This is a genomic window from Aquabacter sediminis, assembly GCF_028863665.1.
Taxonomy (GTDB): domain Bacteria; phylum Pseudomonadota; class Alphaproteobacteria; order Rhizobiales; family Xanthobacteraceae; genus L1I39.
Genome location: NZ_JARBFX010000001.1, coordinates 359,780 through 386,202, shown reverse-complemented (window position 1 = coordinate 386,202; position 26,423 = coordinate 359,780). Strand labels below are relative to the sequence as shown.

The 26,423-nt window shown below is 65.5% G+C and carries 22 protein-coding genes; 5 read left to right on the top strand and 17 right to left on the bottom strand.

Annotation, left to right across the window (positions count from 1 at the left end; all coding sequences use genetic code 11):
• Positions 1–63: 63 nt before the first annotated feature.
• The 9 genes from tssK to tssH all read right to left on the bottom strand — a co-directional run bounded on the left by tssK (position 64) and on the right by tssH (position 12,433).
• Positions 64–1,398, bottom strand: a complete 1,335-nt coding sequence (gene tssK, locus PV781_RS01755; RefSeq protein ID WP_274773905.1) for a type VI secretion system baseplate subunit TssK — start codon at positions 1,396–1,398, stop codon at positions 64–66.
• Positions 1,395–2,372, bottom strand: a complete 978-nt coding sequence (locus tag PV781_RS01750; RefSeq protein ID WP_274773904.1) for an FHA domain-containing protein — start codon at positions 2,370–2,372, stop codon at positions 1,395–1,397. The genes tssK and PV781_RS01750 overlap by 4 nt, the downstream gene beginning before the upstream one ends.
• Positions 2,369–2,974, bottom strand: a complete 606-nt coding sequence (locus PV781_RS01745; protein WP_274773903.1) for a DUF6931 family protein — start codon at positions 2,972–2,974, stop codon at positions 2,369–2,371. The genes PV781_RS01750 and PV781_RS01745 overlap by 4 nt, the downstream gene beginning before the upstream one ends.
• A 15-nt stretch (positions 2,975–2,989) precedes the next feature.
• Positions 2,990–5,032, bottom strand: coding sequence for a type VI secretion system Vgr family protein (locus tag PV781_RS01740; protein ID WP_274773902.1), 2,043 nt, complete (start codon positions 5,030–5,032; stop codon positions 2,990–2,992).
• Between the two features lie 182 nt (positions 5,033–5,214).
• Positions 5,215–5,691, bottom strand: a complete 477-nt coding sequence (locus PV781_RS01735) for an Hcp family type VI secretion system effector (protein ID WP_274773901.1) — start codon at positions 5,689–5,691, stop codon at positions 5,215–5,217.
• An 83-nt stretch (positions 5,692–5,774) separates the two neighbouring features.
• On the bottom strand, positions 5,775–8,177 hold the full coding sequence (locus PV781_RS01730) for a hypothetical protein (RefSeq protein ID WP_274773900.1): 2,403 nt from the start codon (positions 8,175–8,177) through the stop codon (positions 5,775–5,777).
• Between the two features lie 187 nt (positions 8,178–8,364).
• On the bottom strand, positions 8,365–9,336 hold the full coding sequence (locus PV781_RS01725; RefSeq protein ID WP_274773899.1) for a methyltransferase domain-containing protein: 972 nt from the start codon (positions 9,334–9,336) through the stop codon (positions 8,365–8,367).
• 78 nt (positions 9,337–9,414) lie between these two features.
• Complete coding sequence (locus PV781_RS01720; RefSeq protein ID WP_274773898.1) at positions 9,415–9,798, bottom strand: PAAR domain-containing protein; 384 nt, start codon at positions 9,796–9,798, stop codon at positions 9,415–9,417.
• A 7-nt stretch (positions 9,799–9,805) separates the two neighbouring features.
• A complete protein-coding gene (tssH, locus tag PV781_RS01715) occupies positions 9,806–12,433 on the bottom strand; it encodes a type VI secretion system ATPase TssH (RefSeq protein ID WP_274773897.1) in 2,628 nt (875 codons plus the stop codon).
• Positions 12,434–12,701: 268 nt separating this feature from the next.
• On the opposite strand from tssH, the gene tssJ reads away from it, so the two are divergent.
• Positions 12,702–13,238 (top strand): type VI secretion system lipoprotein TssJ, encoded by a 537-nt coding sequence (gene tssJ, locus PV781_RS01710; RefSeq protein ID WP_274773896.1) that lies wholly within the window; start codon positions 12,702–12,704, stop codon positions 13,236–13,238.
• An 84-nt stretch (positions 13,239–13,322) separates the two neighbouring features.
• Here the strand turns inward: tssJ and PV781_RS01705 are convergent, their stop codons facing one another.
• From PV781_RS01705 to PV781_RS01695, 3 genes are read right to left on the bottom strand one after another with little or no spacing between them, the layout of a single operon-like run.
• Complete coding sequence (locus tag PV781_RS01705) at positions 13,323–14,120, bottom strand: MinD/ParA family ATP-binding protein (RefSeq protein WP_274773895.1); 798 nt, start codon at positions 14,118–14,120, stop codon at positions 13,323–13,325.
• Positions 14,117–14,584: a hypothetical protein gene (locus PV781_RS01700; RefSeq protein WP_274773894.1), complete on the bottom strand. Its 468-nt coding sequence runs from the start codon at positions 14,582–14,584 to the stop codon at positions 14,117–14,119. Before PV781_RS01700 ends, PV781_RS01705 begins: the two co-directional genes overlap by 4 nt.
• A complete protein-coding gene (locus PV781_RS01695; protein WP_274773893.1) occupies positions 14,581–15,291 on the bottom strand; it encodes a PP2C family protein-serine/threonine phosphatase in 711 nt (236 codons plus the stop codon). Before PV781_RS01695 ends, PV781_RS01700 begins: the two co-directional genes overlap by 4 nt.
• A gap of 234 nt (positions 15,292–15,525) precedes the next feature.
• Here PV781_RS01695 and PV781_RS01690 point away from each other — a divergent pair, with 234 nt between their 5' ends.
• Together PV781_RS01690 and msrQ are read left to right on the top strand one after the other, a co-directional pair.
• Complete coding sequence (locus PV781_RS01690; protein ID WP_274773892.1) at positions 15,526–16,320, top strand: thymidylate synthase; 795 nt, start codon at positions 15,526–15,528, stop codon at positions 16,318–16,320.
• A gap of 88 nt (positions 16,321–16,408) precedes the next feature.
• A complete protein-coding gene (gene msrQ, locus PV781_RS01685; RefSeq protein ID WP_274773891.1) occupies positions 16,409–17,341 on the top strand; it encodes a protein-methionine-sulfoxide reductase heme-binding subunit MsrQ in 933 nt (310 codons plus the stop codon).
• Between the two features lies 1 nt (position 17,342).
• Here msrQ and PV781_RS01680 read toward each other — a convergent pair whose 3' ends face one another.
• The 5 genes from PV781_RS01680 to PV781_RS01660 all read right to left on the bottom strand — a co-directional run bounded on the left by PV781_RS01680 (position 17,343) and on the right by PV781_RS01660 (position 23,201).
• Positions 17,343–18,614 carry a serine/threonine-protein kinase gene (locus PV781_RS01680; protein ID WP_274773890.1) on the bottom strand — a complete coding sequence of 424 codons (1,272 nt, stop codon included), beginning with the start codon at positions 18,612–18,614 and terminating at the stop codon, positions 17,343–17,345.
• 110 nt (positions 18,615–18,724) lie between these two features.
• Complete coding sequence (locus PV781_RS01675) at positions 18,725–19,489, bottom strand: SDR family NAD(P)-dependent oxidoreductase (protein WP_274773889.1); 765 nt, start codon at positions 19,487–19,489, stop codon at positions 18,725–18,727.
• 36 nt (positions 19,490–19,525) lie between these two features.
• A complete protein-coding gene (locus PV781_RS01670) occupies positions 19,526–21,160 on the bottom strand; it encodes an acyl-CoA synthetase (RefSeq protein WP_274773888.1) in 1,635 nt (544 codons plus the stop codon).
• Positions 21,157–22,326, bottom strand: coding sequence for an acetyl-CoA acetyltransferase (locus PV781_RS01665; RefSeq protein WP_274773887.1), 1,170 nt, complete (start codon positions 22,324–22,326; stop codon positions 21,157–21,159). Before PV781_RS01665 ends, PV781_RS01670 begins: the two co-directional genes overlap by 4 nt.
• On the bottom strand, positions 22,323–23,201 hold the full coding sequence (locus PV781_RS01660) for an IclR family transcriptional regulator (RefSeq protein ID WP_274773886.1): 879 nt from the start codon (positions 23,199–23,201) through the stop codon (positions 22,323–22,325). The genes PV781_RS01665 and PV781_RS01660 overlap by 4 nt, the downstream gene beginning before the upstream one ends.
• 203 nt (positions 23,202–23,404) lie before the next feature.
• Here PV781_RS01660 and PV781_RS01655 point away from each other — a divergent pair, with 203 nt between their 5' ends.
• Together PV781_RS01655 and PV781_RS01650 are read left to right on the top strand one after the other, a co-directional pair.
• A complete protein-coding gene (locus PV781_RS01655; RefSeq protein ID WP_274773885.1) occupies positions 23,405–24,421 on the top strand; it encodes a TRAP transporter substrate-binding protein in 1,017 nt (338 codons plus the stop codon).
• Between the two features lie 112 nt (positions 24,422–24,533).
• Entirely contained in the window at positions 24,534–26,399 is a 1,866-nt protein-coding gene (locus tag PV781_RS01650) for a TRAP transporter large permease (RefSeq protein ID WP_274773884.1), read from the top strand.
• Positions 26,400–26,423 lie beyond the last annotated feature (24 nt).

The following is a 26,423-nucleotide window of genomic DNA, read 5'->3' as shown; positions in this document are numbered from 1 at the left end:
GCATGACGCCGCGTGCGCGTCCACGAAAATCATCGCAAATCCCGGCATCCTTAGCCGGCAGGCTCACCGGCGGATGGCCCACAATTCCATCAGGGCATCAGGGAAATCCCCTGCCAGATGCACGGCAATTCCTCCGGTGGTCGCCATTTGCCGCCATAGAGGACTATCCGCTTCCAGTTCGAAATAAACGGCCCCGGCGTGATAGGGAATCTGGCGCGGGGCGACCGCGAGAGGCGTCACACGGATGCCGGGCAACTGGACATTCACCAGTTCCCGGATTTGTTCGACCGGGCCAATCTTCACCAAGGCGGGCAGCGAGCGGCGGATGGTCTCGCCCGGGAGGCTCGCCTTCACCACCAGAACAAACGCCGCGCTGGCCACCAGGCTGCGATCCGCAATGGTGCCCACCCGGATGCCATAGCGCCTGTCCTCCAGCACGATTTGGACGGCGTTCTGTTCCAGGACGGTGCTCAGCGAGCGGCGCAGGTCCGACAGCACCGAGTTGAACGGGATCTCCAACGCGTCGTGGCGGTAGGCGGGATAGTCCCGCGGCCGCTTATGGGGCACGGTGAAGGTGGACAATTCGCCGGCGATCTGAAGGAAGGTGCTGAATAGGCGTTCGGGATGCACGCTCTTCAGGCTGGCCAGATGAATCAGCAACGGTTCAACCCGGTTGATCATCTGAAGCATCAGGAAGTCGGCGATTTCTGCCACGCCGTGGCTGCTGGACCCCGTCACGCGCGGCGCGAGCGCTTGGCCGCGGTGGTGCAGCATGGCCGTCACCTCCGACAGCGCGCCCGAGAGCACCGGGGAGACGGAGGCATTGAGGCAAGGGGGAATGTAGTCGGGATCGAGGATGATGCGCTGGTCTGCCGTCACCTCGGCGATGCGGGCGATGCCGAGGCATTGGAAGCCGGCGCGGTCCTCATGCTCCAGCATGAGGCTGAGCCGCAGGCGGGCGGTGCGCACCTGCGCCACCGCCTGCGATCCCCCGATGGCGTCCATCACCTCCTGGTCCTCTGCGCGAAATCGTGCGGTGGACTGGATCTGAAGGCCCATATCCACTTCAGGCGCGCCCCGCAGAACCAGGGGTACGCACAGATAGACGATGCTGTTGGTCAGTGCGACCGGCGGAACGAGCGGCGCGGGATGGAGGTCGTCTTCCGGCACGCAGAACGGTGTTCCATCCTCGAAGACGCCGTCACACCGGTCGAGCGCGAGCTTGCCGAGGCCCAGCAGGTCGCGGTTGAGCGTCAGGGTACGAAAGCCCCAGCCGAAAGGCACCAGCGCATCCGCGCGCTGGCGGACGAGGCGTTCCACGAACCGGTCCTGCTGCTGGAAATGCTGTGCCTTCAGGAACATCCCCTCGGACCAGACCACCTTGTTGTGGTTGCTCATGGTGCCCCGTCTCCCTCGGCCGTCGGGTCAATGTTTGATCGGCGGTGCATGTCCTGCGGCAGGGCTGGACAGGCTCCTCCCGCCAGGCGCGTGGCGATCGCAGCGGAAAGACTTGCCAGGGCCAACCCCGTCCAGGCCGGATCGCCCCCTTCCAGGCGTGCGAGGACCTCGTCTGGCGGTCCTTCCAGCAGCGTCGCCTCGGCCTCCTCCGATGCGGCAGCGATGCGGGCGAGCGCTTCGATCAGGAGGAGGGCCAAAGCGGGACGGGATGCCTCCGGCGCGGCCTTCCGAACAGGTTCTGCCGGCTTTGGGTCGGCGTCCCAGTCGTCGGGAATGAGCTGCGGGGCAAGTCTGCCGGGCACGAAGGCCTGGCGCTCGGCGGGCAAATGGTCGTCCGGCGTCACCGGAGCGGTCAGCGGGGGTGCGCCCTTGCCCACACCGGGAAGGACGGGTCCGGCAGGTGTCGACGGTCGAAGCCAAGGGGGCGCCTCGGCTGAGCCGGTCGCGTGCGGGAAGGGCCGCGCCACCGGGAAGATGGATGCGGGCGCCGGGGCTGGCGCCGGGGGGGGCGGCGCTATGGCTGCATCTCCGGGAAAGCCTTTGCGGGGCGGCAGAACGGCGCGCAACGGATCCTGGTCCGTTGCTGCCTCCTCGGCCAAGGCGACGGCAACCTCGATGCCAGCGAGGTGGAGAATATCGCCATCGCTCAGCAAGGCTGAGTTTCCGCGCCCCAATGGGCGCTCCGCATCATTGATGACAAGCCCGTTCACGGATGTGTCGATGACCGTGAACAGCCCACCAGAGGCCATGATGGTGCAGTGATGGCGGGAGACGAGGCGCTCGGGGTCCTCGATCACCCAATCATTGTCGCCGTCGCGCCCAATGCGCAGGCGGCCGGCTTCGAGGCTGCGCGTGCGATCCTCTGGCGGAAGGTCACTGAGCCCCCGAACCGTCAGGGTGAGCACGGACTTCATGCGCCGGGCTCCTGCGCGTCCAGTCCGCTGCCGCCATCGGCGATGTCGAAGCCCATGGCCAGAGCGATCTCCTGCCGGGCTGCAATCTCTCGCGGCGGTCCGGGTATGCAGCTGAGAAGGACGGACGCTCCCACGGCGCTGCCGGTGAGTGCATCGCCGGGCGGAATGACGAGGACGGTTTCCGGCGGCGCGAGGCTTCCCCCAGACCAATAGACGCCAAGCGCCGCGTAGGCGCCGGCGGTGGAAAAATCGAGCGCCTGCGCCGGTGCGTAAGCGGCCCGACGCTGGGCATCCCCGGGTGTGTAGACCCAGGCTTCCGCCGCTGCCCAGCAGGCTTGCTCCTCCGGACGAGCCACGGGTGCCGGAAAGCGGCGCGCCACGGCGCACGCCCACCAGACCGCCTCCCGCCGGGGCAGGGCGACCGCCAGATAGCGGATGGCCGCGACATGCTCGCCGGCCTCCAGCAATGCCGCGAGCACCTCCGGCGCGGAGCGGCGAGGCGTGAAAAAGGGGCGTGTGTCCTCATCCGGTGGCAGCACGGCAGCCAACTGCTCGGCCGTGGCGAAGCGGATCTTGGGGAGGGAGCGGGCCAGATGCACCATGTTCAGGGGCCGTTCCTAATTCAGGGTGACCAGGCCGCCCTGGACCTGGACCGTGCCATCGCCATTCACCTTCACCATGGGCGCGCCGAGCTGGAGCTTGGCATCCGCCGTGATGGTGATCTGGGTTGCCTTCAGCGTCATGCCGCTCTGGCTGATGGTGAGCGCGTTTGCGCCCACCTTCAGGGTGATGGATTGTGCCGCCTTGAGCGTGATGGAGCCGCCATCGCAGGTGGTGGTGGCATTCCCGGACCCCAGAGACACGGAATGATTGCCGCTGCTGACCGTGGTGGTGCAATTTCCGTTGGAGACGGTGAGGGTGTCATCGCCCTGCGAGACCGTCACCGCCCGGTTGCCCTTGGCCACCGTCAGGCTTTCATTGCCTTCGGAGATGGCAACGGTGCGGTGGCCCTTGCCTACCGTGACGCTCTCATTGCCTTCTTGGATGGTCTCGGTGCGGTTGTTCTTGATGGTCAGCGTCTGGTCGTGCTGGACGGTGAGGGTGTCGTCATTCTCCACCTCGCGGGTGAAGTCCTTCTGGGCATGCATATAGACCAGCTCGGCACCCTTCTTGTCCTCGAAGCGCAGCTCATTGAAGGTCGAGGCGCTCCCCTGGCTCGAGGATCGCGTCTTGATGCCGCTTTGCGTCTTGTTGTCGGGCAAGGTGTAGGGGGGCAGGTTCTGACCATTGGGCACGCAGCCGACGATCAGGGGCTGATCGGGGTCGCCTTCAAGAAAGACCACCACCACCTCCATCCCCACCCGAGGGGTGAAATGGGTTCCGAACCCCGCGCCGGACAGCGTCTGCGCCACGCGAACCCAGCATGAGCTCTGGTCGTCCTTTTTGCCCAGCCGGTCCCAAAAGAACTGGACGCGCACACGGCCATATTTGTCGCAATAAATCTCCTCCCCGGAGGGGCCCACCACCAGCGCCGTCTGCGGCCCCGGGATGAGGGGGCGCGGCGGCAGCGTCGGCGGTCGCAAGGGCACAGTGGAGGGGATTGCGACAAACCTGTTGGAGTAGGAGGGCTCTTGCTCCTGGTTTCCCAGATGGCTGCGATCTTCGGCGCGGTGGTCGACGGCGCCCAGCACATAGGTCTTGTTCTCCTCCGCCGCCACCTCGTGATCGGACAGGGTGAAGCGGATGCCGGCGGCGAACTGGGGAAGGGTCGACTGCCCCTCCGCTTCGCTGTAGCCGGCCTCGATGGCCTCCATCCGGGTGCGCGAGAGAGCGGTGCCGTCGCCCTTTTGGTCGTAGCCGCCGGGATAGTCGAACACTTCCCAGCTCTTAAAGGCGGCGTTGTCGAGCATGGTGCTGGTGGAGGCGGTGAGATCGCCCGTCGGCTGCTCGAAATTATAGTCGCGCAGCGTGGCCTTGCCGGAACGGAAGGAGGCGCGCACCTGGAATGCCTGCATCGCCAGCGTGAGCCCGCTTTCGGGTGGGGCGTGCTGAACAGGGGTGGCCAGCACGTCGCCATAGCCCGACACGCTGTCGGACAGGATCAAGGTGTGCTTGCTGGCGGAATGCTGGAAATAAAAGTAAATGCCTTCTTCCGCGCAGATGCGGGACAGAAAGTCGAAATCGCTTTCGCGATATTGGACGCAATAGTCGCGTGCCGGATGGCTGCCGGTCAGGCCCTTGGTCTGGTAGTCGGAGATGCCGCCTTCCGAGAGAAGGGTTTGGACGATCTGCACCACACTCTGGTGCTGGAAGACGCGGCAATCCACCGTTCGCGTCAAAAGCCAAAGCTTGGGCGAGAGGATCACCTCGTAGCGGCGCAGGCCGTCCACCGTCCGCGCGCCCGCGCTGAAGGCGGTCACGATGCCGTTGATGGGACGGGGCGCGGCCTTCGGGAGGTTCAAGGTCACCGTGAGGGGCTTGCCGAGAAGCTGGCTTGCGGTGAGCCCGGGATTGGCAGACACCATTTCCAGCCTGAATCGGAACAGCTCAGACACCGCCTCCCGGCCCTCCACGGCGGTCGCCAGCAGCGTATCGCCGCCAAGCGGGGTCGTCAGAGTGATGAGGCGTCCAGCCTGGACAGGCGCGGCTTGAGAACTCATGGCGGCGGCGAACCTTCGACCAATGGTGCAAACGATGCAGTGAATCAGGACCCGGTTCTGAGGCGCCGCTTTCAGGTCCTGCAAAACCTGGAGGCCACTTAACGCCGTTCGCCCCACCCCCGGGTGCCAAATGGCACGCAGGGGCAGGGCAACGTCCTGGAACGTCGCGATCCCGCTTCGGATCAGGCCGACTTGGTGGTCGCCAGATCGTAGGAGACGGTCACCGGGGTGCCGGCCTTGTTGTCGTCGCCATAGGGCGTGAACTTGAACTCGAGCTTGGTGAAGGAGATGGAGACGGACTCCGTCGGGCGGTCGCCGGAGGTGGAGACCGAGTAGGAGGAGATCAGGGCATTGGTGAGCGTGTAGGTCACATAGGTCACGCCCGGGCTGCCGGTGGAGACGAGATCGATCTTCACCACCTTGCCGGCATTACCCGTGCAGGCTTCCGTGAAGAGCTTGGGCGAGGAGGCGTCGAACATCTTGACGATGGACACCTCGCTCACCGACGGCTCGGACGCCTCGCGGTTGTTGGTGGAGCCCGAAGGGGTGGCAATGGCGCGGCCGACGCCCCAAGAGAGGGACAGCACATCGATCCACTTCTGGTGATCCTGATGGGTCGCCTCGCCCTGGATGCCGTCATAGTTCAGGTAGATAGCCATGGACTGTACTCCACTTTAGGTCAGTGCCTTGCCGATCAAGACGCTGCCTGTTTCGAGGTTGGTGAAATTATGATTTGGAGAAATCAAATCTTGCGATTGCGGATCAGTTGATCTTGATATATTGTGGACACGTTTTTCTTTTCGGTATTTGTATTTTGTGTTTTTGTCTGTGCGGCCGCCGCCTGCGCCAGGGTTGCCTGCACTGCAGCTTTGTTTTGTTTGTGAGCCTCTTCCGCGCGTGCCCGCGCGCGGTCATAGGCGCTCTTGTCCTGGTTCTTGAGGTCAATGGCCTTGTCGTTGATCTCTCGGATGACGGAGTTCAGGAACTGCCGGTAGGTCGACCAGGTCGTGACACCCATGGCCACTTCCGCAAGATCCACGTAAGCGACCACCGTTGCGGCGAAGCTGTACATGGTGGCGGTCTCGGCGATGCTCGCCTTTGCGGAGAGCGTGGACTCCTTCGGCCAGCGCAAGCGGTGCGTCACCGCACCATCACTCCACTGGCCAATCGCCCTGCGCTTGTCGTTGCTCGTCGCAACACCCAGGAACTTCGTGTAGAAATGAACGAAATCAAGGCCCGGCTCTCCAAGCGCGGCGACGGCCCCGTTATTGATCGAAATGGTTTCGCCGCGTGCACTTTGAGCATGAACATTGGAGACGATGACAGAACTGGCCAGCACTGCCTTTATGGCTTCCTCGAACCCGCGAGAACTGGGATTGGGAAAGATGGCGCCGATGTCCTGCATGGTGGCGCGCTTGAGCTGCTCGACATAATTCCTGGCCTGAAGGGTGCTCGGCCGCCAGGAGAACTCTGTGTCAGAGCCAAGTCCCTGCATCTTGAACTTGTTGGCGGGCGCGTCCGGGTTCGCGCTGTTGAGCACTTGAAAGGTCTTGAGCCGGTTTTCAGCCAATGTGCGCAGGTCCGTCGCAGCCTTGTCCGCGGCGGCCTTGTCCATATGGAGCGCAGCCAGCTTGTCCTGTTGCGCCTTGATGGCAGGCATGACCCTCAGGGCATCGAACCTGCCGAGCCCCTTCAGCTTTTCCGCGGCATCCCGCACCACGGCCTGTTGCTGCTGGATCCTTTGATCGATATCCCGGGCAGCGTTGGCTAGGCTCTCGGTCTTCTGGAGGACTTGCTTTCGCTCCTCGACGGCAACCCTCTGGGCGTGAACCGCTTTGGCGAACGGCTCTCCTCCCTGGGTGTGTCGAAGTCTTTCAAGACGGCTGCTGTTCTTTATCTCTGAGATGAAATAGTAAGATATAATAAGAAGTGCGCTTATGTTTTCATCGGTCGCAGAGATCTGGTTTGACTTCTGAAGAAGGCCGAATTTTTTCGGGCTGATATCGCGATTTGCCGCCTGAATTTTGAATTTATCGATGCTGTCGACCAGGGCCAGCGACACGCTCATGCACAGGAACGCGTCGACCAGGTTGCGAAATTCACTGAGTTTGCTCGCGATCGAGTTCGAATAGGCCTCGAGCGTAGCGCCATCCTGCCGGAGGGTCCTCTTGAACTCGGTGCCCACACGGCTCGCGGCTTGCTGGACCGCCCCGTTGGAGGCCCCCCGATTGCTGAAGCGTGCCACCAACTCGTTGGCTGTCTGCGGGTTCTGGGACATGCCAAGCCAGCGGTTCGTATCGCGCCCGGCAAATTCACGCATGAACTCGACATCATCCGAGATCACGCGGAGGCTCTTCTTTTCGGATCGCTCGCGGCTTTGTTGGATCAGCGTATAGATGAAGGTCGCGTTCAGGCCGGTGGCGAACCATTTCAGGCGGATGTCATCATCAGCGTCTTCATGATCTGCTGACGCACTCACACGCGCGCCGACATGGTCGGCAACATCGCCGACCACATTTCCAGCGATTTGGGTGCCAATGTCCTGATCGGCCTGGGCTGCCTGCCGAGCGTCGGCCTGATCGCCCCCGCCGAGTGCGTTGACGGCGGCGGACACGATCCCGTCCTTGACGGCGGCCGAAAGGATGGGGCCGACGAAAGGCACCGCCTGGAGGCTGGCCGCAAACAGCACATCCAGGAGCGTGACGGCCCAGGGATTGGGCCTCTTCAGCTCCCCTTTCATGCGCCTGGTCAGGGCATCGGCTGCCGCCTTGGCGGCGGTGACATTTTCCAGATAGTCGAGGGTCGCCTTGAGGGACGTGTCATAGACAACACGCGACTGCAGCGCTTCGCGAACATTGTCGATGGCGTCCACGAGTGTGTTGCCGGGCGGGCCGTAGATCAGAGCCTCCGCCTCGTTCAGTCCAATCCCTTTTTCTTTTTTCGAGTAAAGTTCGGCGAGGAGCACAGCGAAAGCGACCACCTCGGGCTGATCCACCTTGCCCCGCATGGGGCTGTAACCGGAAATGAGCTGTGCGGCAGGCCGGGTGGCGAGGGCGGCCCCATGAAGCTGCTGCGCCTTCTTGGCGATGGTCTTGTGGACCATCGTCATGTAGGCGGCGAGTTCATAGGATTTGACGGTGGCCATCGCCGGTGCCCTTGTCGTGAATTGTATTGGTCCTGCTGGCGTATTTTATGTTTCAATGGCCATTAACTGCGCGGGTTAAATAATGGAAAACGCACTGTATATACTTCAATTACGCAGGACATTCTCTTCGCGAGGTAGGGCGGATTGAATACGCTTAGAGTGGTATCGGTATTCCATGACACTGGAATTACGCGGGGTTCGAAATCACTTTCGTGCACACCATCCCTTGGCAGCGATAATCCATCCGCGCCCGGTCATGCAGGCGCACGTTCCAGGTGAGGTCGATGGGGGAGGACGCCGGCCGCAAGGGGCAGGCGTTGGGCGCAAAGGCCTCCGCGAGCAGGGCGAGGAGACTGGCCTCTTCGTGCCACTCGGCCTGGGGCGTGGCATGGGCTGCCCAGTCGAACGGTGTCGCGAGAACAAGGGCGCCGGTTGGGAGGAGGAGGCGCTCAGCCTCGTGGAGCGCGTGGCGGGGCGAGGAGACGCAATCCAGCACGTTGAGAGCCGCCACGAGGCCGAACGTGGCGTCCGCAAACGGGAGGTTCAATGCATCGGCGACCCAGAAATCGACCAGCCCCTTCGGATCGAGGGGGGCCGGGAACGCGCAGGACTCGTACCTAAGGCCAATGCGGCGCAACGGGAAGCGCGCGATGCCGTGGTCGATAACACCGCGCCCAATCCGCAACAGCGGCCAGTTGAGGTCGATGCCCAGCACCAGGTCCTTGGTGCGATCCGCCAGGTCAAAGGCCGTTCGACCGGCCGCGCAGCCGAGGTCGAGCGCGGGGCCCGCGATGTCCAACTTGTCTTTCAGCAGCTGGGCGAGGAGGCTGCGCACGCCTCCCGCCTGCGCCTGCGGTGCTGAAAGACGGGGCTCGAGGTCGCCATAATGGTCGTAGCCGTAACTCGACGCCTGCTGACGCACGACGCCAAAGGCGGAGTCCGGGCCGACGGCGCGCGCGATCACGTCGGCGGCTCCGGCATGGTCCAATTCATTTTGCAGCAGCAGGTGCAGGTTGGCAGAGAGCCATCCGGAAAGATCGGCCACCAGAATCGGCGCACCCTCGACAATGGGATAACGCGCCCCGCACGCGGCGTCCGGGCAGACCAGCACGCCGGCCCTCACGTCTTCATCCGCGACCATGGCGCCGTCGGCCAGCACAAGGCGCCTTGATCGGCCGGACTGACGGCAAGCCGGGCAGATGGGCTTGAGACCCTCGAAATGGGAAAGCCGCACCGGTCAGCCCCCGATCATCACGGTCGGGCATCCCGGCGGCAGGATGGTCCCGTTGGGGCTGGGGATGGGAGCAACACAACTGGCATGCAGGGAGGAATCCCCGACCCGTGCTGCCGGCAGCTTTCCGATGAGCACCGTTGCCGACCCTTTCATGATCATGCCGGGGCCGGCGGGCACACAGCCGGCAAGCATGCAAGGCAAGGTGGTGTCGGTCATGCGGGCCGCCGGCATCTTTCCGATGAGAACGGTAGGGCAGCCTTTCATGATGGCGAGAGGCATGCCGGGATGGGGCACCGGGGTTGGCACCGGCGCGGGCGGATGGATGGGCGCATGGCAGTGGGGCGCGCTCTGGAGGACCTTGTCGCCGAGCCGGGCAGCAGGGGGCATGTGCGCCTCATCCGATCTCGTAGGTAAAGCCGCCCGCGCCGAGCCCCACGTGAACGGAGCCAATGCCTTCGCCCCGGGCAAGGCGCTCCAGCACGCCGGCCGAGAGTTCCGGCAGCAGGGTGCGGGAAAGGATGTTCTCAATGTTGCGAGCGCCCGAGGCGCTCTCGGTGCAGCGTTGGGCGATGGCCTCGACCAGTTCGGGCGCAAAGGTAAAGCGCGCGCCGTAGGCATCTTTCACACGACGGGCAATGCGGCCGAGCTGCAACTCCACAATCCTTCGGATCACCCCCTCGCTCAGCGGCAAATAGGGCACCAGCGTCACGCGCCCCAGGAATGCGGCCTTGTAATGCTTGCTCAGTTCCGGCCGCAGCGCTTCCGCGAGCACCTGGGGCTCGGGAATCGTAAAGGGATCAGCGCATAGCCGGGTGATCAGGTCCGACGCGGCATTGGAGGTCATCAGGATGATCGTGTTCTTGAAGTCCACATCGCGGCCTTCGCCGTCCTTCATGTGGCCCTTGTCGAACACCTGGAAGAACACGTCCTGCACGCCGGGATGGGCCTTTTCCATCTCATCCAGCAGGATCACCGAATAGGGCCGTCGGCGCACGGCCTCGGTGAGGATGCCGCCTTCCCCATAGCCCACATAGCCAGGCGGGCTGCCCATGAGGAGGCTGACCTTATGCTCCTCCTTGAATTCGGACATGTTGATGGTGGTCAGATTCTGCGACCCGCCATAGAGCAGTTCCGCCAGTGTCAGTGCCGTTTCGGTCTTGCCGACGCCGGAGGGCCCCACCATGAGGAAGACCCCCAGGGGTTTGCGCGGATCGGTCAGGCCTGCCCTTGAGGTGCGGATGGCCTGTGCCACTGCTGCAATGGCGTGGGACTGGCCGACAATCCGCTCCTCCATGCGCTCCTGGAGGGCGAGGACCGTATGGATCTCGTCGGACCGCATCCGGCCGGCGGGGACGCCGGTCCAGTTCTGCACCACTTCGGCAATGGCCTGTCCGTCCACGAGGGGATGCACCAGCGGGGCTTCTCCCTGGAGGGCGACGAGCGCGGCGCTGGTGGCGGCAAACTCTTCCGCGAGCTCCTCGGGGGCGGGCGCTTCGGACGTCGCGGCCTCGATTTCCTTGCGCAGGCCCGACAATTGCTCGACCAGCGCGCGCTCCTCCTCCCACCGGGTGGTGAGGGCGTCGCGCTCGGCCAGCAGAACCGCCGCTTCGTCGCCAAGCGCGCCCTGGCGGGCGGCGTGATTGTGGCCCGTTGCGGCCTCACGGGCCAGAAGAGTGAGTTCATCGGCGATGAGATCCAGTCGCCGCGCGCGGTCCTCGATCGCGGCGGGAATGGTGGTCTGGCTCACCGCCACGCGGGCGCAGGCCGTGTCCAGCAGGGAGACCCCCTTGTCCGGCAGCTGGCGGGCGGGGATGTAGCGGGCGGAGAGGCGCACGGCCTCGGTCACCGCCTCGTCGAGGATCCGCACCTTGTGGTAGCGCTCGAGCGTCGGCACGAGGCCCCTCAGCATGGCGGCGGCAACCGGCTCGCTCGGCTCGTCGACCTTCACCACCTGGAACCGCCGCACCAGGGCGGCATCTTTCTCGAAATATTTCTTGTACTCGGCCCAGGTGGTGGCGGCGATGGTGCGCAACTCGCCGCGCGCCAGCGCCGGCTTCAGCAGGTTGGCCGCATCCCCCTGACCCGCTGCTCCGCCGGCGCCGATGAGGGTGTGCGCCTCGTCGATGAACAGGATCACAGGATTGGGGCTCGCCTTCACCGCGTCGATGACCGAGCGCAGGCGGGCCTCGAACTCGCCCTTCACGCCCGCGCCTGCCTGGAGCAGGCCGAGGTCGAGGGAGCGGAGCGTCACGTCGCGCAGGGGGGGAGGCACGTCGCCGGAGGCGATGCGCAGCGCGAAGCCCTCCACCACCGCCGTCTTGCCCACGCCGGCGTCGCCCGTGAGGATGGGATTGTTCTGCCGGCGCCGGATCAGGATGTCGACGATCTGCCGGATTTCACCGTCGCGGCCGAGAATGGTGTCGATTCGCCCGTCCCGGGCCTGTGCCGTCAGGTCGACCGTGAAGCGCGCCAGCGGATCGCCGTCCGTGCCGGCTGGTCCGGCCATCGCTTCGCCTGATGGGGCCGAGAGGGAAGTGAGGGCTGTCTCGCGCGATTCGGCGGTCAGCGCGGAGAAGTCGCGCTTGAGGACTTCGGGGGGCAGCGACCGAAGAGCCGGGGCCATTTCCGCCACGCGCAGCGCCAGGCGCTCGTCTCCAAGGAGCGCCTGGAGGAGATGTCCGGTGCGGATTTGGACCAGGCCGGCATCGATGGAGGCGAGAAACCAAGCCTGTTTCACCAGGTCCACCACGTCGGGCGACAGGCCGGGGGGGCGTCCGTTCCCCGCCCGCAGTCGGTCGAGCGCGCGGGACAGGTCGGCGGAAAGACGACCCATCTCCACACCCGAGCGCGACAGGATGAGGGCCACGTCGCAGCGCTCTTCCTCCACAAGCTTCAGCAGCCAGTGTTCCAATTCCACATTGTAATGGGTGCGCACGAGGGCAAGGCCAGCCGCCGCCTCAAGCGCCGTGCGCGCCAAGGGATCAAGCCGCGCCATCAGGGACTTGAGATCGACAGACGCCATGCTTTGCCCCCGAATAACGCTGGCACCCATTGGCCACGGGAGGTGAGTGGACGCCTCCCGCGGGGGACCTTAAAGCGCTTCAGCAAGAGCAATGTGTCGGTCGTTGAGAGGGCAGGAAAACCTTGAGGCACAAGGGGTTTCCGCGCGTTCCGCGCGACCGTGTCGCGCCGCTGTCACAGATGGCGTGGTTTAAGCGCCAGTAAGCCCTTTGCGATGTGCGCAGGACCCTCTCCCGGCGCATGGTGCAATTCGTGAGGTCAAGTCTGCAATGGTAGAGTGCCGCCGGCACGCGGCTCCTCCCGGTGTCGCTTCACTGCTGTCCCGACGGGTTCTTGTGCTTGGGACGGCCTCGCTGCTCGCAGGGTGCGGGGCGGCGCCGGCACCCCGGCAGACCACGCTTGGCATGCGCATCCTTGTGGACGGCGATGCCAACCGGGGACCTGCCGGGCAGCCGCTCCCCATCCTCGTGCGCCTTTACGCGCTGCGGTCCGACATGGAGTTCCAGCAGACCGACTTCCTGACCCTGTTCAATGCGGAGCCACAGGCACTCGGCCAGAGCCTCGTCAGCCGCAAGGAGTTCGTCATCCCGCCCGGTGGAACGGAGGTGTATGTGGATAGCCTCCCTACGGAAGCGGTCTTTGTCGGGATCATGGCCGCCTTCCGCTCGGTGGATCAGGCGCAATGGCGGGCGATCGCTCCCTTGCAGCCGGGCGTCGTGAACGACCTGCAGGTCAATGTGGTCGACCTTCAGGTGGTGGTCCAAGTGGTCAAGGTGGGTCCCAAGCCGTTCGCGCTGCCGATCTAGCTTTGGAGCAATACGGGTCCCCTTACCCGTATCGGTTCTATCGCCGTGTTTCCCGCCTTGCCTTCCCCCAACCGCTTGCCACCTTCAGCGCCCGGTGGGGGCGAGGTCGCGGTCATTGTCGGCCTCGATGTAAGGCAGGATGTGACGCAGCCCCTCCACGTAAGGCGCCTGCGGCTCCAAGGCTGCGAGAACGCCGGCACTGCCCAGCCGAACAAGGTCCTCCGTCAACGGGAGAACCGTCGCAACGGGGGTGCGGAAGGCATTGGTGATCTGGTCCGCCAGGCCGCCGAAATCCGCACCCGAGAGGACCTTGTTCACAACCAGCAGCAATTGCGGCACCTCCAGCCGACGCGCCAGTTCCAGCGTCACGGCCGTGCCCTGATAGTCCTGGTGGTCCGGCCGCAGCACCAGCAGCAGGCAGTCGGAAATGGCGATGGAGAGCAACGTCTCCTCATTGACGCCCGGATGGGTGTCGATGAGGAGGAAATCCAGTTCCAGGCGCTCGCAGAGCCCCTGTATGCCCTCATTGAGAAGGTCGACCGGATAGCCTTCCTTCAGGATGCGGGCGATCTCTCCCGTCCGCATGGAACTGGGCACCAGGAAGACCTGGCCGGCGGGCGCGGCGCCCTTGGGCATGGCCTGGGCTGTCACGTCCAGGGTTGCCTCCTCCACGGCGCACCGTCCCCACAGGAAGTCGTTGAGGGTGGTGGTGACCATGCGCGGCTCGATGCCGAACAGCACGTGGATGCCGGGGGAGTGGATGTCGGTGTCGATGATTCCCACCCGGTGCCCGTTCTGCGCGAGCAGCGCGGCAAGGTTGGCGGTGATGTTCGACTTGCCGGTGCCGCCGCGATAGGAGTGCGTGGAGATGATGCGGGTCATGTGTCGGCGTCCGGTTCGCCCTTGTGGCGGGCCCGCATCAGGCGGGCGCGGCTCTGCAAGTCCCGGAAATAGTCGGTATCGGCGATTTCACCAACTTCCTTGCGGAACTGCTTGCGATCTATGTCGATGCGCAGCTTCTGCACATGGGCGGAGAGTTGCGCGTTCTCCTGGGTGAGGCGGCTGTTGGCGGCCTCCAGCTCCCGCTGGAGGGCGCGAAGATCCTCGATCAGCCCGGACAGGCGCATCTCGCGCGCCTCCACCTGCACCAGCATGAAGCCGAAGGCTTCTGCCAGCTGTTGGATCACGGGGGAGGCGTCCTCGGCGGTGGTGAGGGCAAACAGGTCCTCGGTGTGATTGTAATTGCCATGGGCAATCTCCCGACACACCTGCTCGAGGCGCTGGAGCGGATCGCCCTTCCGGGAGCGACGGGTTGGCCCGTCCGGCGAGGGGGCGTCGCGCGTCATGCGGTGCCTCCCGGCGCAGAGACGGTGACGGCCGTGGCATCGTCCTGCGTGCCAGCGTCGAGCGCCTCGCTGACGATCCGATCCGCCAGATCGTCGCCACGGCTGGCAATCAGGTCGCGCATCAGGCTCGCCGAAAGCACGTTGAAGACGCCATCCGAGCACAGGAGCAGCGTATCGCCCGCCGCGAACGGCACGGTCACGCGGTCGAGCTTCAGCCGGGGCGCCGAGCCGACCGCCCGTGTCAGCACGGTCCGGCTGATGCCGGCAGAGCCGAACGGGATCTTCTCCACATGGTCCGTGGTCAGGAGGTAGAGCGCCCCGTCATGGTGCAGATAGATTCGCGAATCGCCGGCCCAGAGGCAGGTGGCGCGGTCGTGGCCCACCAGGGCCAAGGCGATCGTGGACCCCATGGTGAAGGGCGGCGCCCCCCGGCAGCCGGTCTCATAGAGGCTGCGATTGGTGCGCAGCACCGCCTCTTCCGCCTGACGCACCTGCTGGTCGAAGGCAAGGCCGCTGGAGCTGGCTTCGTCCTCAAGGGCCTGAACGATGGAGCGACTGGCCCAATCGCCGTTGGGCAGGCCCCCGATGCCGTCCGCGACCGCGAATACGCCGGCCTGCGGCACGGCGAGAAACGCATCCTGGTTGCGGGTGCGCGCGGCGCCCCGGCAACTGGAGGAGGAGACAGTAAGGTGGGCAAGACCCGGCATCAGGTTTCCGGTGGCTGGGCGCAGCGCCGATTCTGCGCGAGAGGATGGGCCATTCTGGGTGGTGAACGTGTCGGCATCAATTCAGAAGCGCGACAGATTGGCGGGATGCTCCCTTCTCCCGGTGCGGCCGGGGCCGACGGGGGAGGGCGGCTCCGCGCTGGGCGGCACTCGACGTGGCGCGCCCGGAATGCTTTGGTGCCGCCTCGACTGATCGCCCGAAGCCGGACCTCGCCCATGCGCACCTATCTCGACCTCCTGCAGCGCCTCCTCAATGAAGGCGTGGTGAAGGGCGACCGCACCGGCACCGGCACGCGCTCCCTGTTTGGCTATCAGATGCGCTTCGACCTTTCGGAGGGGTTCCCTCTGGTCACCACCAAGCGGTTGCACCTGAAGTCCATCGTCCACGAATTGCTGTGGTTTCTCGCCGGCGACACCAATGTGCGCTACCTGCGGGAGAATGGCGTCACCATCTGGGATGAGTGGGCCGACGAGCGCGGCGAACTGGGGCCTGTCTATGGCCATCAGTGGCGGTCCTGGCCGACGCCGGAGGGCGGTGTGATCGACCAGATCGCCCAATTGGTGAGCGACATCCGTCGGAACCCCGATTCGCGCCGGCTCATCGTGACGGCCTGGAATCCCTCGGACGTGCCCCGCATGGCCTTGCCGCCGTGCCATTGCCTGTTCCAGTTCTACGTGGCCGAGGGGCGGCTCTCCTGCCAGCTCTACCAGCGCTCCGCCGACGTGTTCCTGGGGGTTCCCTTCAACATCGCGTCCTACGCGCTGCTCACCCACATGGTCGCGCAGGTGACGGGTCTGGAGCCGGGCGACTTCATCCACACGCTCGGTGACGCGCACCTCTATCTGAACCATGTGGAACAGGCCGAGCTTCAGCTCACCCGCACCCCCCGTCCCCTGCCCACACTGGTGCTGAACGGGGATGTGACCGATCTCTTCGCCTTCCGCTACGAGGACATCCGCTTCGAGAATTACGATCCCTATCCCGCCATCAAGGCGCCCGTGGCAGTCTGACCGGTTCACGCCATCGTGCGCGGCGTGAGCGTAATTCCGGCGCTGCGCACACCGTATGGTGGGCATATTCCACCGCGGATGGACCTGAATGACCTTGCTGCCTCCGGCCCTGTTCCATGAGCGCAACGGGCGCCTCAGCTTCGAGAAGACCGCCTCCTTCCTCGGGGTGTTCCTGCCCCTCGCCTGGCTCGGCTGGCGTGTGGCGGTTTGGGATTTCGGCGCCCGGCCGGTCTCCGAAGCGATCCACTTCACCGGCCTGTGGGCGATCCGTTTCCTGCTCCTGAGCCTCGCCGTCACGCCGGTGCGACGCCTGTTTCACTGGCCAAAGCTTGTGCTGGCGCGGCGGACCATCGGGCTCGCGGCGCTCGGCTATGCCTGCCTGCATCTCGTCCTCTACGCCGCCGACCAGGGATGGGACCTGGGTCGCGTGGCAAGCGAGATCGTGCTTCGCTTCTATCTCACCATCGGCGCCCTGGCTCTCCTGATGCTGATGGTGCTGGGCGCCACCTCCTTCAACGCCGCCATCCGCGCCATGGGTGGCAAGCGCTGGAACGCACTGCATGCTACGGTCTATCCCATCGCCATCGTGGCCATGGCTCACTTCTTCATCCAATCACGGCTGGATGTCACCGAGCCGGTGATGATGACGGGCCTTCTGGCCCTGCTGCTTGGCTATCGGCTGGCCTTCTGGCGCTTGCGGGTGCTGGGGCCGCTGGGCTTCGCGCTGCTGTCGCTCGCGGCGGGGGGCTTCACGGCGTTGGTGGAGGTGGCTTGGTATGGCCTGGCCACCGGCATCAATCCCTGGCTGGTGGCGGCTGCCAATCTGGATCCCGCCGGCGGCCTTTCGCCCGCTTGGTGGGTGACGGGCACCGGCCTTGTAGTCGCCGCAGCCGCTCAGGCGCGGCACTGGATTGCGCCGCCGAAACCGAACAAGGCGGGCGGCAAGCTTGCCGAAAAGGCGGGGGGCAAGTCTGCCGACAAGTCGGAGGGCGCCGCGCGGATCTCCCCGGCGCGCGGATAGGTCAGGCTTCGCCGGTATATTCCGCAAGGAACACGCCCGCATTGGCCTGCCGCTCGGGGCCGTGGAAGCGCAGGGCGCGCTGCACCGCCCGTTCCTCCCGCCGCACAAGCATGGGCAAGGGCGGCGGCACCAGTCCTTCGTCTTGTGCCTCCTGGCCGGACTTGCGGTCGAAGGGATGTTGGCCGGTCAGCAGCAGGTGGATGATGCAGCCAAGGGCATAGACATCGTCCGATGGGGTCAGCGGATCGTTGCGCAACCGCTCGGGGCTCGCATAAGCGGGCGTCAGGGCGCCGAGAGCGGCGGCATCGAAGTCGAGCGCCTGGGCGGTGGAGGAAATGCCGAAGTCCAGGATCTTCAGCCGCCCGTCCTTGCACAGGAAGAGGTTTGCGAGCTTCAGGTCCGCATGGATGACCCCGCGGCTATGAGCAAAGGCGACGCCCGCACTCATCTGGAGGATGGCGTCTCGGGCAAGCCCGCTGCCGGGAAAATGGGGCCTCTCATAGATCACCGCGTCGAGGGCGGCACCGTCCAGAAGCTCCATGACGATGAAGGCGTGTCGGCCGTCCCGGTCGAAATCGTGCACGTGAAGGATGGTGGGATGGGTGAGTTGCTGGGTGCGCCGCGCCTCCGCTTCCATGGTGCGCAGGGCATCGGGATGGGAAGAGAATTCCTCGTTGAGCAGTTTGATGGCGACGTATGGGTCCGGCGCGCCCGCCTCCAGTCGCCGCCGGTCGACGGCGCGGAAGACCACACCCATGCCGCCGCGTCCCAGTTCCTTGTCGAGTACGAATCGATCCCGCAGCATCAGGCCGACGAGGGCCTCCGGCGAGGGACCCTGGGGCAGGGCGATGCTGCGCCGCTGGCCGGCCGCGGCGGCCTTGGCATCCTTTCGGAAGCGCAGGCTGCGGAAGGTGGACAGACTGGCGTCCAACTCGTCCGGCTTGGCGGTGGACGCCGCCCGCCGTCCCGAGCGCAGCGGCTTGAACCGGTCGACCAGGGCCGAGATGATGGCTGTGTCCACCGTCTGGTCGGCGCTTTTGCGCACCTTGCCGTCCGGGTCCGCGCTGCCGGCCCCCTCGGCCACCAGCCGCCCCACCTCGCGCAAGAGGGTCTCTGCCATTTCAAAGGGAAGATAGCGATCGTCCGTGTAGCGCTGGAGACGCTGGGCGAGGTGATCGACATCCTCGGGCGCATGGCAGCCGCCGGCCAGTTCCCGTGCCAGCTGATCGAAGGTGAGCCGACCGGCGAGGAAGGCAGTCAGGGCTGCGTCCATATGTGCGTTCTGCGCCATCACCGAGCCCGACCGCCGGCACCGCGGGCACCTTAGAGGTGCGCGCGGCGCAATTGAAGGGGGGCTGGCGCCGTGACTCGCCGTCCCCAGCTTCACCCGTTGCCGAGAAGGCCCCCCGAGGTGAAGCCGCCATCCACGCAAATGGTCTCTCCGGTGACGAAGGACGACTTGGTCTCGTCCAACAGAAAGGAGATGGCGCCGCATACTTCGCGGGGCTGGGCGTAGCGGCGCAGCGGCACGGTGCGGATCCAGGCCTCGCGGGCTTCCATGGTGTGCAATTCCTTCACCAAGGGCGTCTCAATGGGGCCGGGGGCGACGCCGTTGACGCGGATGCCATAGGTGGCGAATTCCACCGCCAGGATCTTGGTCAGCGTCAGCACTCCGCCCTTGGACGAGCCATAGGCGGCGCGCCCCATATTGCCGCGCATGCCGGACACCGAGGCGATGTTGACGATGGAGCCGCCGCCATGCCCCTTCATGATCTTGGCCGCCTCGCGCGCCATCAGGAAGGTGCCGACCAGGTTCACGTCCAGGATCTTGCGAAACATCTCCGCCGAGGTTTCGAGCGCGGGCACGTCCCTGGCGATGCCGGCGCAATTCACCACGCCCCAGAGCGGACCGCACGCCTCATCGGTGGTGGCGACCAGATCGGCGACGGCGGTCTCCTCGGAGATGTCCACCTCCATGCAGCGCACCTGGTCACCATAGTCCGCGAACGCTTCGCGGGCGCGCGCAATGGCGCCGGGGGCCAGGTCCGCTGCCACCACGCGCCAGCCCTCCTTCAGGAGATCCTCGACCACCGCAAACCCGATTCCAGAGGCACCGCCCGTGACGATCACGCTGCCAGGCTTGGACACGCGCTTCTCCCTTCATTGAGGACGAAAGGCGGCCGCTCAGGCGGCCGGCTCGCTTGCCTTTTCGAGGGGAAGCGCACCGCGCGCTTCCAGCTCCTCGCGCACCATCTTCTTGGTGATCTTGCCGTAGGCGGATTTGGGCAGCGCCTCCCAGAAGAACACGCGCTTCGGCAGCTTGTAGCGGGAGACCTTCCCATCCAAGAACGCGATGACGTCCGCCTCGCTCAGCTGCGTCCCCGGCCGGGCGACGCACACCGCGACTCCCACTTCGCCCCACATGGGGTCGGGCACGCCGAGAATGGCCACCTCGACGAGGTCTGGATGCTGAAGCGCCTTCTCCTCCACCTCGCGCGGATAGACGTTGGAGCCGCCGGATATGTACATGTCGGAGGCGCGACCGGTGATGTAGACGAAACCCTGTTCGTCCATATGCCCGAGGTCGCCGGTGCGGAACCAGCCATTGCGGAAGGCCTTCGCATTGGCGTCCGGGTTGTTGTAATAGCCCGCAAACACCGCGACGCCCGCCGCGCAGATCTCGCCGGTCTCGAAGGGGGCGACCTCGCGTCCGGCCTCGTCCTGGATCTGGACCATCATGCCGGTGCGTTCGAAGCCGCAGGTGCCGACCTTCACATGGGGTCCATCATCCGGCTCGTGCAAAGCAGGGGGCAGGACCGTGATGTTGCCGGTGACCTCGCCCAGGCCGAAATACTGCACCAGCACCTTGCCGAGCTTGGCCAGGGCGCGCTTCTGATCCTCGCGATACATGGGCGCGCCGGCATAGATGACATAGCGCAGCGAGGAATGGTCGTAGCTGTCCACGGAGGGATGCTCGGCCAGCAGTTTGGTGATGGTGGGCACGGTGAAGAGGTTCGTCACCCGCCAGTGCTCCACAAGCCGCCAGGCTTCCGCCACGTCGAACTTCTCCGAGGGCAGGAGGATGGTCTTGACCGCCCGTGCCACCTGGCAGAGCTGGTGCACGCCCGCGCCGTGGGAGAGGGGGGCCACCACAAGGGAGGCATCCTCATGGGTGGTGCCGGGCATCAGGTCGCACAGATGGTTTGTGATGACGAAGCCCATCTGGCCATGGGTCAGCACCGCCGCCTTCGGCCGCCCGGTGGTGCCCGACGTGAAGAAGAACCAGCAGGGATCGTCATGCTCCACATCCGCCACCGGCACCTTCTCGCCCATATGGGCGGCGACGAGGGCATTGTACTCGTCGCCGAAATCGGTTGAGCCGATGCCGATGACAAAGCCGATGGCGGGCGACTGGGCGCGGGCAACCTTCACATGCTCGGGAAAATCGCCATGGCAGATCATGGCGATGGCGCCGGACGCCTGCGCCAGATAGGCCACCTCGTCCGGGGTCTGGCGGAAATTGGTGGGCACCCACACCGCGCCGATCCGGAACGCGGCGAACATGGATTCAAACATCTCCAGGCAGTTCTTGGACTGCACCAGGATGCGATCGCCCTTGCCGATGCCGCGCTTCACAAGCGCTGCGGCCATGGCGTCCACCCGGGCGTCCATTTGCGCCCAGGTGGTCTCGGATGAACCGTGGACGAAGCCGATCTCCTGCGGGAAGCGGCGGGCCGCCTGGCGCAGGACATGGGCAAGGTTCATGACCCGCTTGGAGCAGGGCACAAGACCGCCCTTGGGAGCAGACGCGCCGCTCACTTCTGGCGCTCCAGGATGGAGACGTAATTGGCGACCGCCGCCCCGCCCATGTTGAAGACGCCGGCGATGGCGGCATCCTTCACCTGCATGTCACCCGCCTCACCCATGAGCTGCATGGCGCTGAGCACATGCATGGAGACGCCCGTGGCGCCGATGGGATGGCCCTTGGCCTTCAGGCCGCCCGAGACATTGACCGGCAGGCGGCCGTCCTTCTGGGTGATGCCCTCGCGCACCACCTTGTAGCCCTCGCCGGGCTTGGCGAGGCCCATGGCCTCGTATTCCAGCATCTCGGCGATGGTGAAGCAGTCGTGGGTCTCCACCAGCGAGAGGTCGTCGAGGCCAAGGCCGGATTGCTCCAGCGCCTGAGCCCAGGCCTGGCGCGCACCGGCAAATGCGATGGGATCGCGGCGGGAGAGGGGGAGGATGTCGTTGCGATGGGCGCGGGCACGGAAGCCGATGGCGCGCTTCATGTCGGCGGCGGTCTCCGCATCAGCGATCACCAATGCGGCGGCACCGTCGGACACCAGCGAGCAGTCGGTGCGGCGCAGCGGGCCGGCCACCAGCGGGTTCTTGTCCGAAACCGTGTTGCAGAAGTCGAAGCCGAGGTCTTTGCGGATCTGCGCGAAGGGGTTGGAGACGCCGTTGCGGTGGTTCTTGGCGGCGATCTGCGCCAGCTCCTCGGAGCGGTCCCCGTAGCGCTGGAAATAGGTCTGGGCGATGCGGCCGAACACGCCGGCAAAGCCACCTTCGATGTCCGCCTCTTCCTTGCGATAGGAGGCGTTGAGCAGGATGTCGCCGACCTCCGCATTGGGCTTGGCGGTCATCTTCTCGGCGCCCACCACCAGCGCGATGCGGCCACGGCCGGATTCGACGAAATCCAGGGCCGAGAAGATGGCGGCGGAGCCGGTGGCGCAGGCATTTTCCAGCCGAGTCGCGGGCGTGTGGGCGAGACGCTCGTCGGCGAGGGCCACCAGGGCGCCCTGGAAGTCCTGCTTCTGGAAGCCGCCATTGAAGACGCCCACATAAATGCCGTCTACATCCTGCGGCTCGACGCCGGCATGCTCCAGCGCGGCCATGGACACGCGCGCCATCAGCGCCTCGGTGTCGGCATCCTCAAGCTTTCCGAAAGGGGAATGGGCATAGCCCACGATTGCTGCGCGCGTCATGGTCTCACCTTCTGAAGGGGGCGGGGCGCGGAGCGCCCGGCGCGGGGGAGGGGGGATGTGCGGGACGCAGTGCCCTGGGGCGCTGCCGTCGGATGGGCCAGGGATTGGGTCAGCAAGGCCGATTCGCGTTTCAACAGGGGAATGAGCTCGGGATGGCGGCTCTCGGGCAGGCGGCTCTCCACCGCGGCGATGGAGAGTGCTCCGGCCGGCCGGCCATCGGGACCCATGACGGCCACGCCAATGCCCCAGGAGCCGGCCATGACGAGGCCGGGATTGAAGGCGTAGCCGCGGGCGCGTGTGTCGGCGACCAGTTGGCTCAGGCGCTCGGGCGAATAGGCCGAATAATTGTGGACCAGCACCTCGCCATTGGCGGCGATGATGCGCTGCACCTCTTCATCCGGGAGAGCGGCGAGAAGCGCGAGGCTTCCCGCTCCGACGCCGAGGGGATGCCGGTCGCCGGCCTGAAGAACATGGGTCCGCAAGGGGAACGGCCCTTCCTCGCGGTGGAGGCACACCGCAAAGGTGTCGCGGGGAACAGAGAGGAAGACCGTGTCGCCGGTTTCCTGGGCAAGGCGCGCGAGCCCGTCGAGGGATAAGGCATGAATGCCGAACCGAACCGAGGCAAGAGTGCCTAGGATAAAGGCCTCCGGGCCGATATGATATCGGCGCGATACCTCGTCCTGGTCCAGAAGGCCTGAACGAACGAGGGCCAAGAGAACACGCCGCGCCGTCGGCTTGGGGAGGCCGGATTGAAGCACCAGATCGGACAGGCGCGCGCCTGCCGTGCCCGCGCGGCCGACCATGAGCAGGAGCGCGATGGCGCGCTCGATGCTTTGTGTGCCGCCGATGGACGGATCGTCACCCGTGCGGGTCACTCTTTTCTCCCACGATCCAACATGTGGACCTGATTTATTGTTGTGTCCGGCCAGGAGAGCCAGTAATTGCAACGAACATAGTCCCCTTGCCATCACCCGGCAAGTGGGCCAGCATGAGTGCCACGAATAAGGGGTCCATATGATGGACCTGAAAATATGGGAACGCCGGTCCGTCCTGGACCCTGAGACTGGAGGAGCATGACATGTCGTTGAGCCGTCGCGCGTTGTTGAAGGCGGGTGCCGCGGGTGCGCTGGTCGGGGGCGTGTGCGCGCCGTTCGTCGCCCGCGCCCAGAGCGCTGAATTTTCCTACAAGTACGCCAACAACCTGCCCGTCACCCACCCCATGAACGTGCGGGCAAACGAGATGGCCGAGGCCATCAAGCAGCAGACCAATGGCCGCGTGGAGATCAAGATCTTCCCGTCCAGCCAGCTCGGCGGCGACACCGACATGCTCAGCCAGCTGCGCTCCGGCGGCGTGGAGTTCTTCACCCTCTCGCCCCTGATCCTCTCCACCCTGGTGCCCAACGCCTCGGTGAGCGGCATCGGCTTCGCCTTCCCGGACTACGACACCGTGTGGAAGGCCATGGACGGTGACCTCGGCACCTATGTGCGCGGGCAGATCGCCAAGGCCGGCATCGTGGCCATGGACAAGATCTGGGACAACGGCTTCCGCCAGATCACCACCTCCACCAAGCCCATCGTCACGGCCGAGGACCTCAAGGGCCTGAAGATCCGCGTGCCGGTCTCGCCGCTCTGGACCTCCATGTTCAAGGCGTTCGAGTCCTCGCCCGCCTCCATCAACTTCGCCGAGGTCTATACGGCGTTGCAGACCAAGGTGGTGGACGCGCAGGAAAACCCGCTCGCCATCATCGCCACCGCCAAGCTTTACGAAGTGCAGAAATACTGCTCGCTGACCAACCATATGTGGGACGGCTTCTGGTTCCTGGCCAACCGTCGCGCCTGGGAGGCCCTGCCGGCGGACCTGCGCACCATTGTGGCCAAGAACATCAACGAGGCGGGCGTCAAGGAGCGGGGCGACGTGGCCCAGCTCAATGCCAACCTGCGCAAGGAACTCACCGACAAGGGCCTCACTTTCAACGAGCCCAAGGTCGACAGCTTCCGCGACAAGCTCCGCTCCGCCGGCTTCTATGCCGAGTGGAAGGGCAAGTATGGCGACGAGGCCTGGGCCATCCTCGAAAAGTACGCCGGCAAGCTCTGACGCGGCGGGGGGCGCGGGCGCGCGCCCCTCAATCGGCCGGGGGAGAAGTCCCCCGGCATCCGCGCGCCGATCAATTGACCAAAGGGCATTCCGCAAGGACGGGCAGACCGCCATGGCATCCGGATTCGAAGATACCTCCCTGCCCGTGCTCGCAGAGACCGATGAGCCGCGCAGGGGGTCACCCTTTCTCAAGCCGGTGGAGTGGATCGCCGCGGCCCTGCTGGTAACGGTGGTCAGCCTGCTGCTGGTGGGGGCTCTGTCGCGCTATCTGTTCTCGCTGCCGGTGGTGTGGATCGACGAGGCGGCATCCATCTCCTTCCTGTGGCTGGCGATGCTCGGCTCCGTCATCGCGCTCGACCGCAACGAGCATCTGCGCCTCACCCTGTTCCTGCACGCCTTGCCCGAGCGATGGCAGCGCTTCGTGGACACGTTCGCACTGCTGGTGGTGGCGGCCTTCCTGCTGGCGCTGGTCTATCCCGCCTACGACTACATGGTCGAGGAATGGTACGTGACCTCGCCCGCCCTCAATATTCCCAACAGCTTCCGCGTCTCCGCCCTGCCGGTGGGCATCTGCATCATGGCGGCCATTGCGGTGGCCCGCGCGGTGCGGCGGGCGCATGTGACGGACATCGCCGCCTCGCTCGCCATCATTGCCGGCCTGTTCGTGGTGCTGTGGTTTTCCGCGCCCAGCCTGATCCGCGCTGGCAACATCACCATCGTCCTGTTCCTCGTGGTGTTCGTGGCGGGGGCTCTCGCGGCGGGCGTGCCCATCGCCTTCTGCTTTGGCGTCGGCACGCTGAGCTATCTGGCCTTTGCCACCCGTGTGCCCATTTTCGTGATGATCGGCCGCATGGACGAGGGCATGTCCGGGCTCATCCTGCTGTCGGTGCCGGTGTTCGTGTTGCTCGGCTGCGTGCTCGACGCCACCGGCATGGGCAAGGCCATCGTGGACTTCCTCGCCTCCATGCTGGGCCATGTGCGGGCGGGCATGTCCTACGTGCTGCTCGGCTCGCTGTTCGTCGTCTCCGGCATTTCCGGCTCGAAGGTGTCGGACATGGCCACCGTCGCCCCAGCCCTGTTCCCGGAAATGAAGCGGCGCGGGCACAGCCCGCGGGAGATGATCGCCCTTTTGGCGACAGGGGCTGCCATGGCGGACACGGTGCCGCCGTCCATCGTGCTGATCGTCCTTGGCTCGGTGGCGGGCGTGTCCATCGCCGCGCTCTTCACCTCCGGCTTCGTGGTGGCCATGGTGCTGCTGGCGGTGCTGGCCGCGCTTGCGCGCATCAAGGCGCGCAACGAGGACATGCACGGGGTGAAGCGGGCGCCCGGCAAACTGGTGCTGCGCACGGCCTTGGTTGCCGCTCCGGCCCTGGTCCTGCCTTTCCTCATCCGCAGCGCGGTGTCGGGCGGGGTGGCCACGGCGACAGAGGTGTCGACCATCGCGGTGGTCTATGCCCTGTTCGTGGGCGTGGTGCTCTATGGCGGCATTTCGCTGCGCACCTTCTACGGCATGCTGGTGGAGACCGCCGCGTTGACCGGTGCCATCCTGATGATCCTCGGCACCGCCGTGTCCATGGCCTGGGCCATTACCCAAGCGGGCATCGCGCAGGAGCTGGCCACCTTCATGGCTTCCCTGCCGGGTGGCTGGATCACCTTCCTGGCCTTCTCGGTGGTGCTGTTCCTGGTTCTGGGCTGCGTGCTGGAGGGCTTGCCGGCCATCGTGCTCATGGCGCCGCTCATGTATCCCATTGCGCGCAAGCTCGGCATCAATGATGTGCACTATTCCATGGTCATCGTCACGGCGATGAATATCGGCCTCATGACGCCGCCCATTGGCATCGGCTTCTACCTGGCCTGCAAGATCGGCAATGTCTCCCCGGACGAGGCCATCGGCGCCATCTGGCCCTATCTGCTGGCCCTTTTCGTGGGGCTGCTGGTCATCGCCGCCGTTCCGTGGCTGTCCATCGGCTACCTGTGACGGCGGCACATCGGCTGGAAAGAA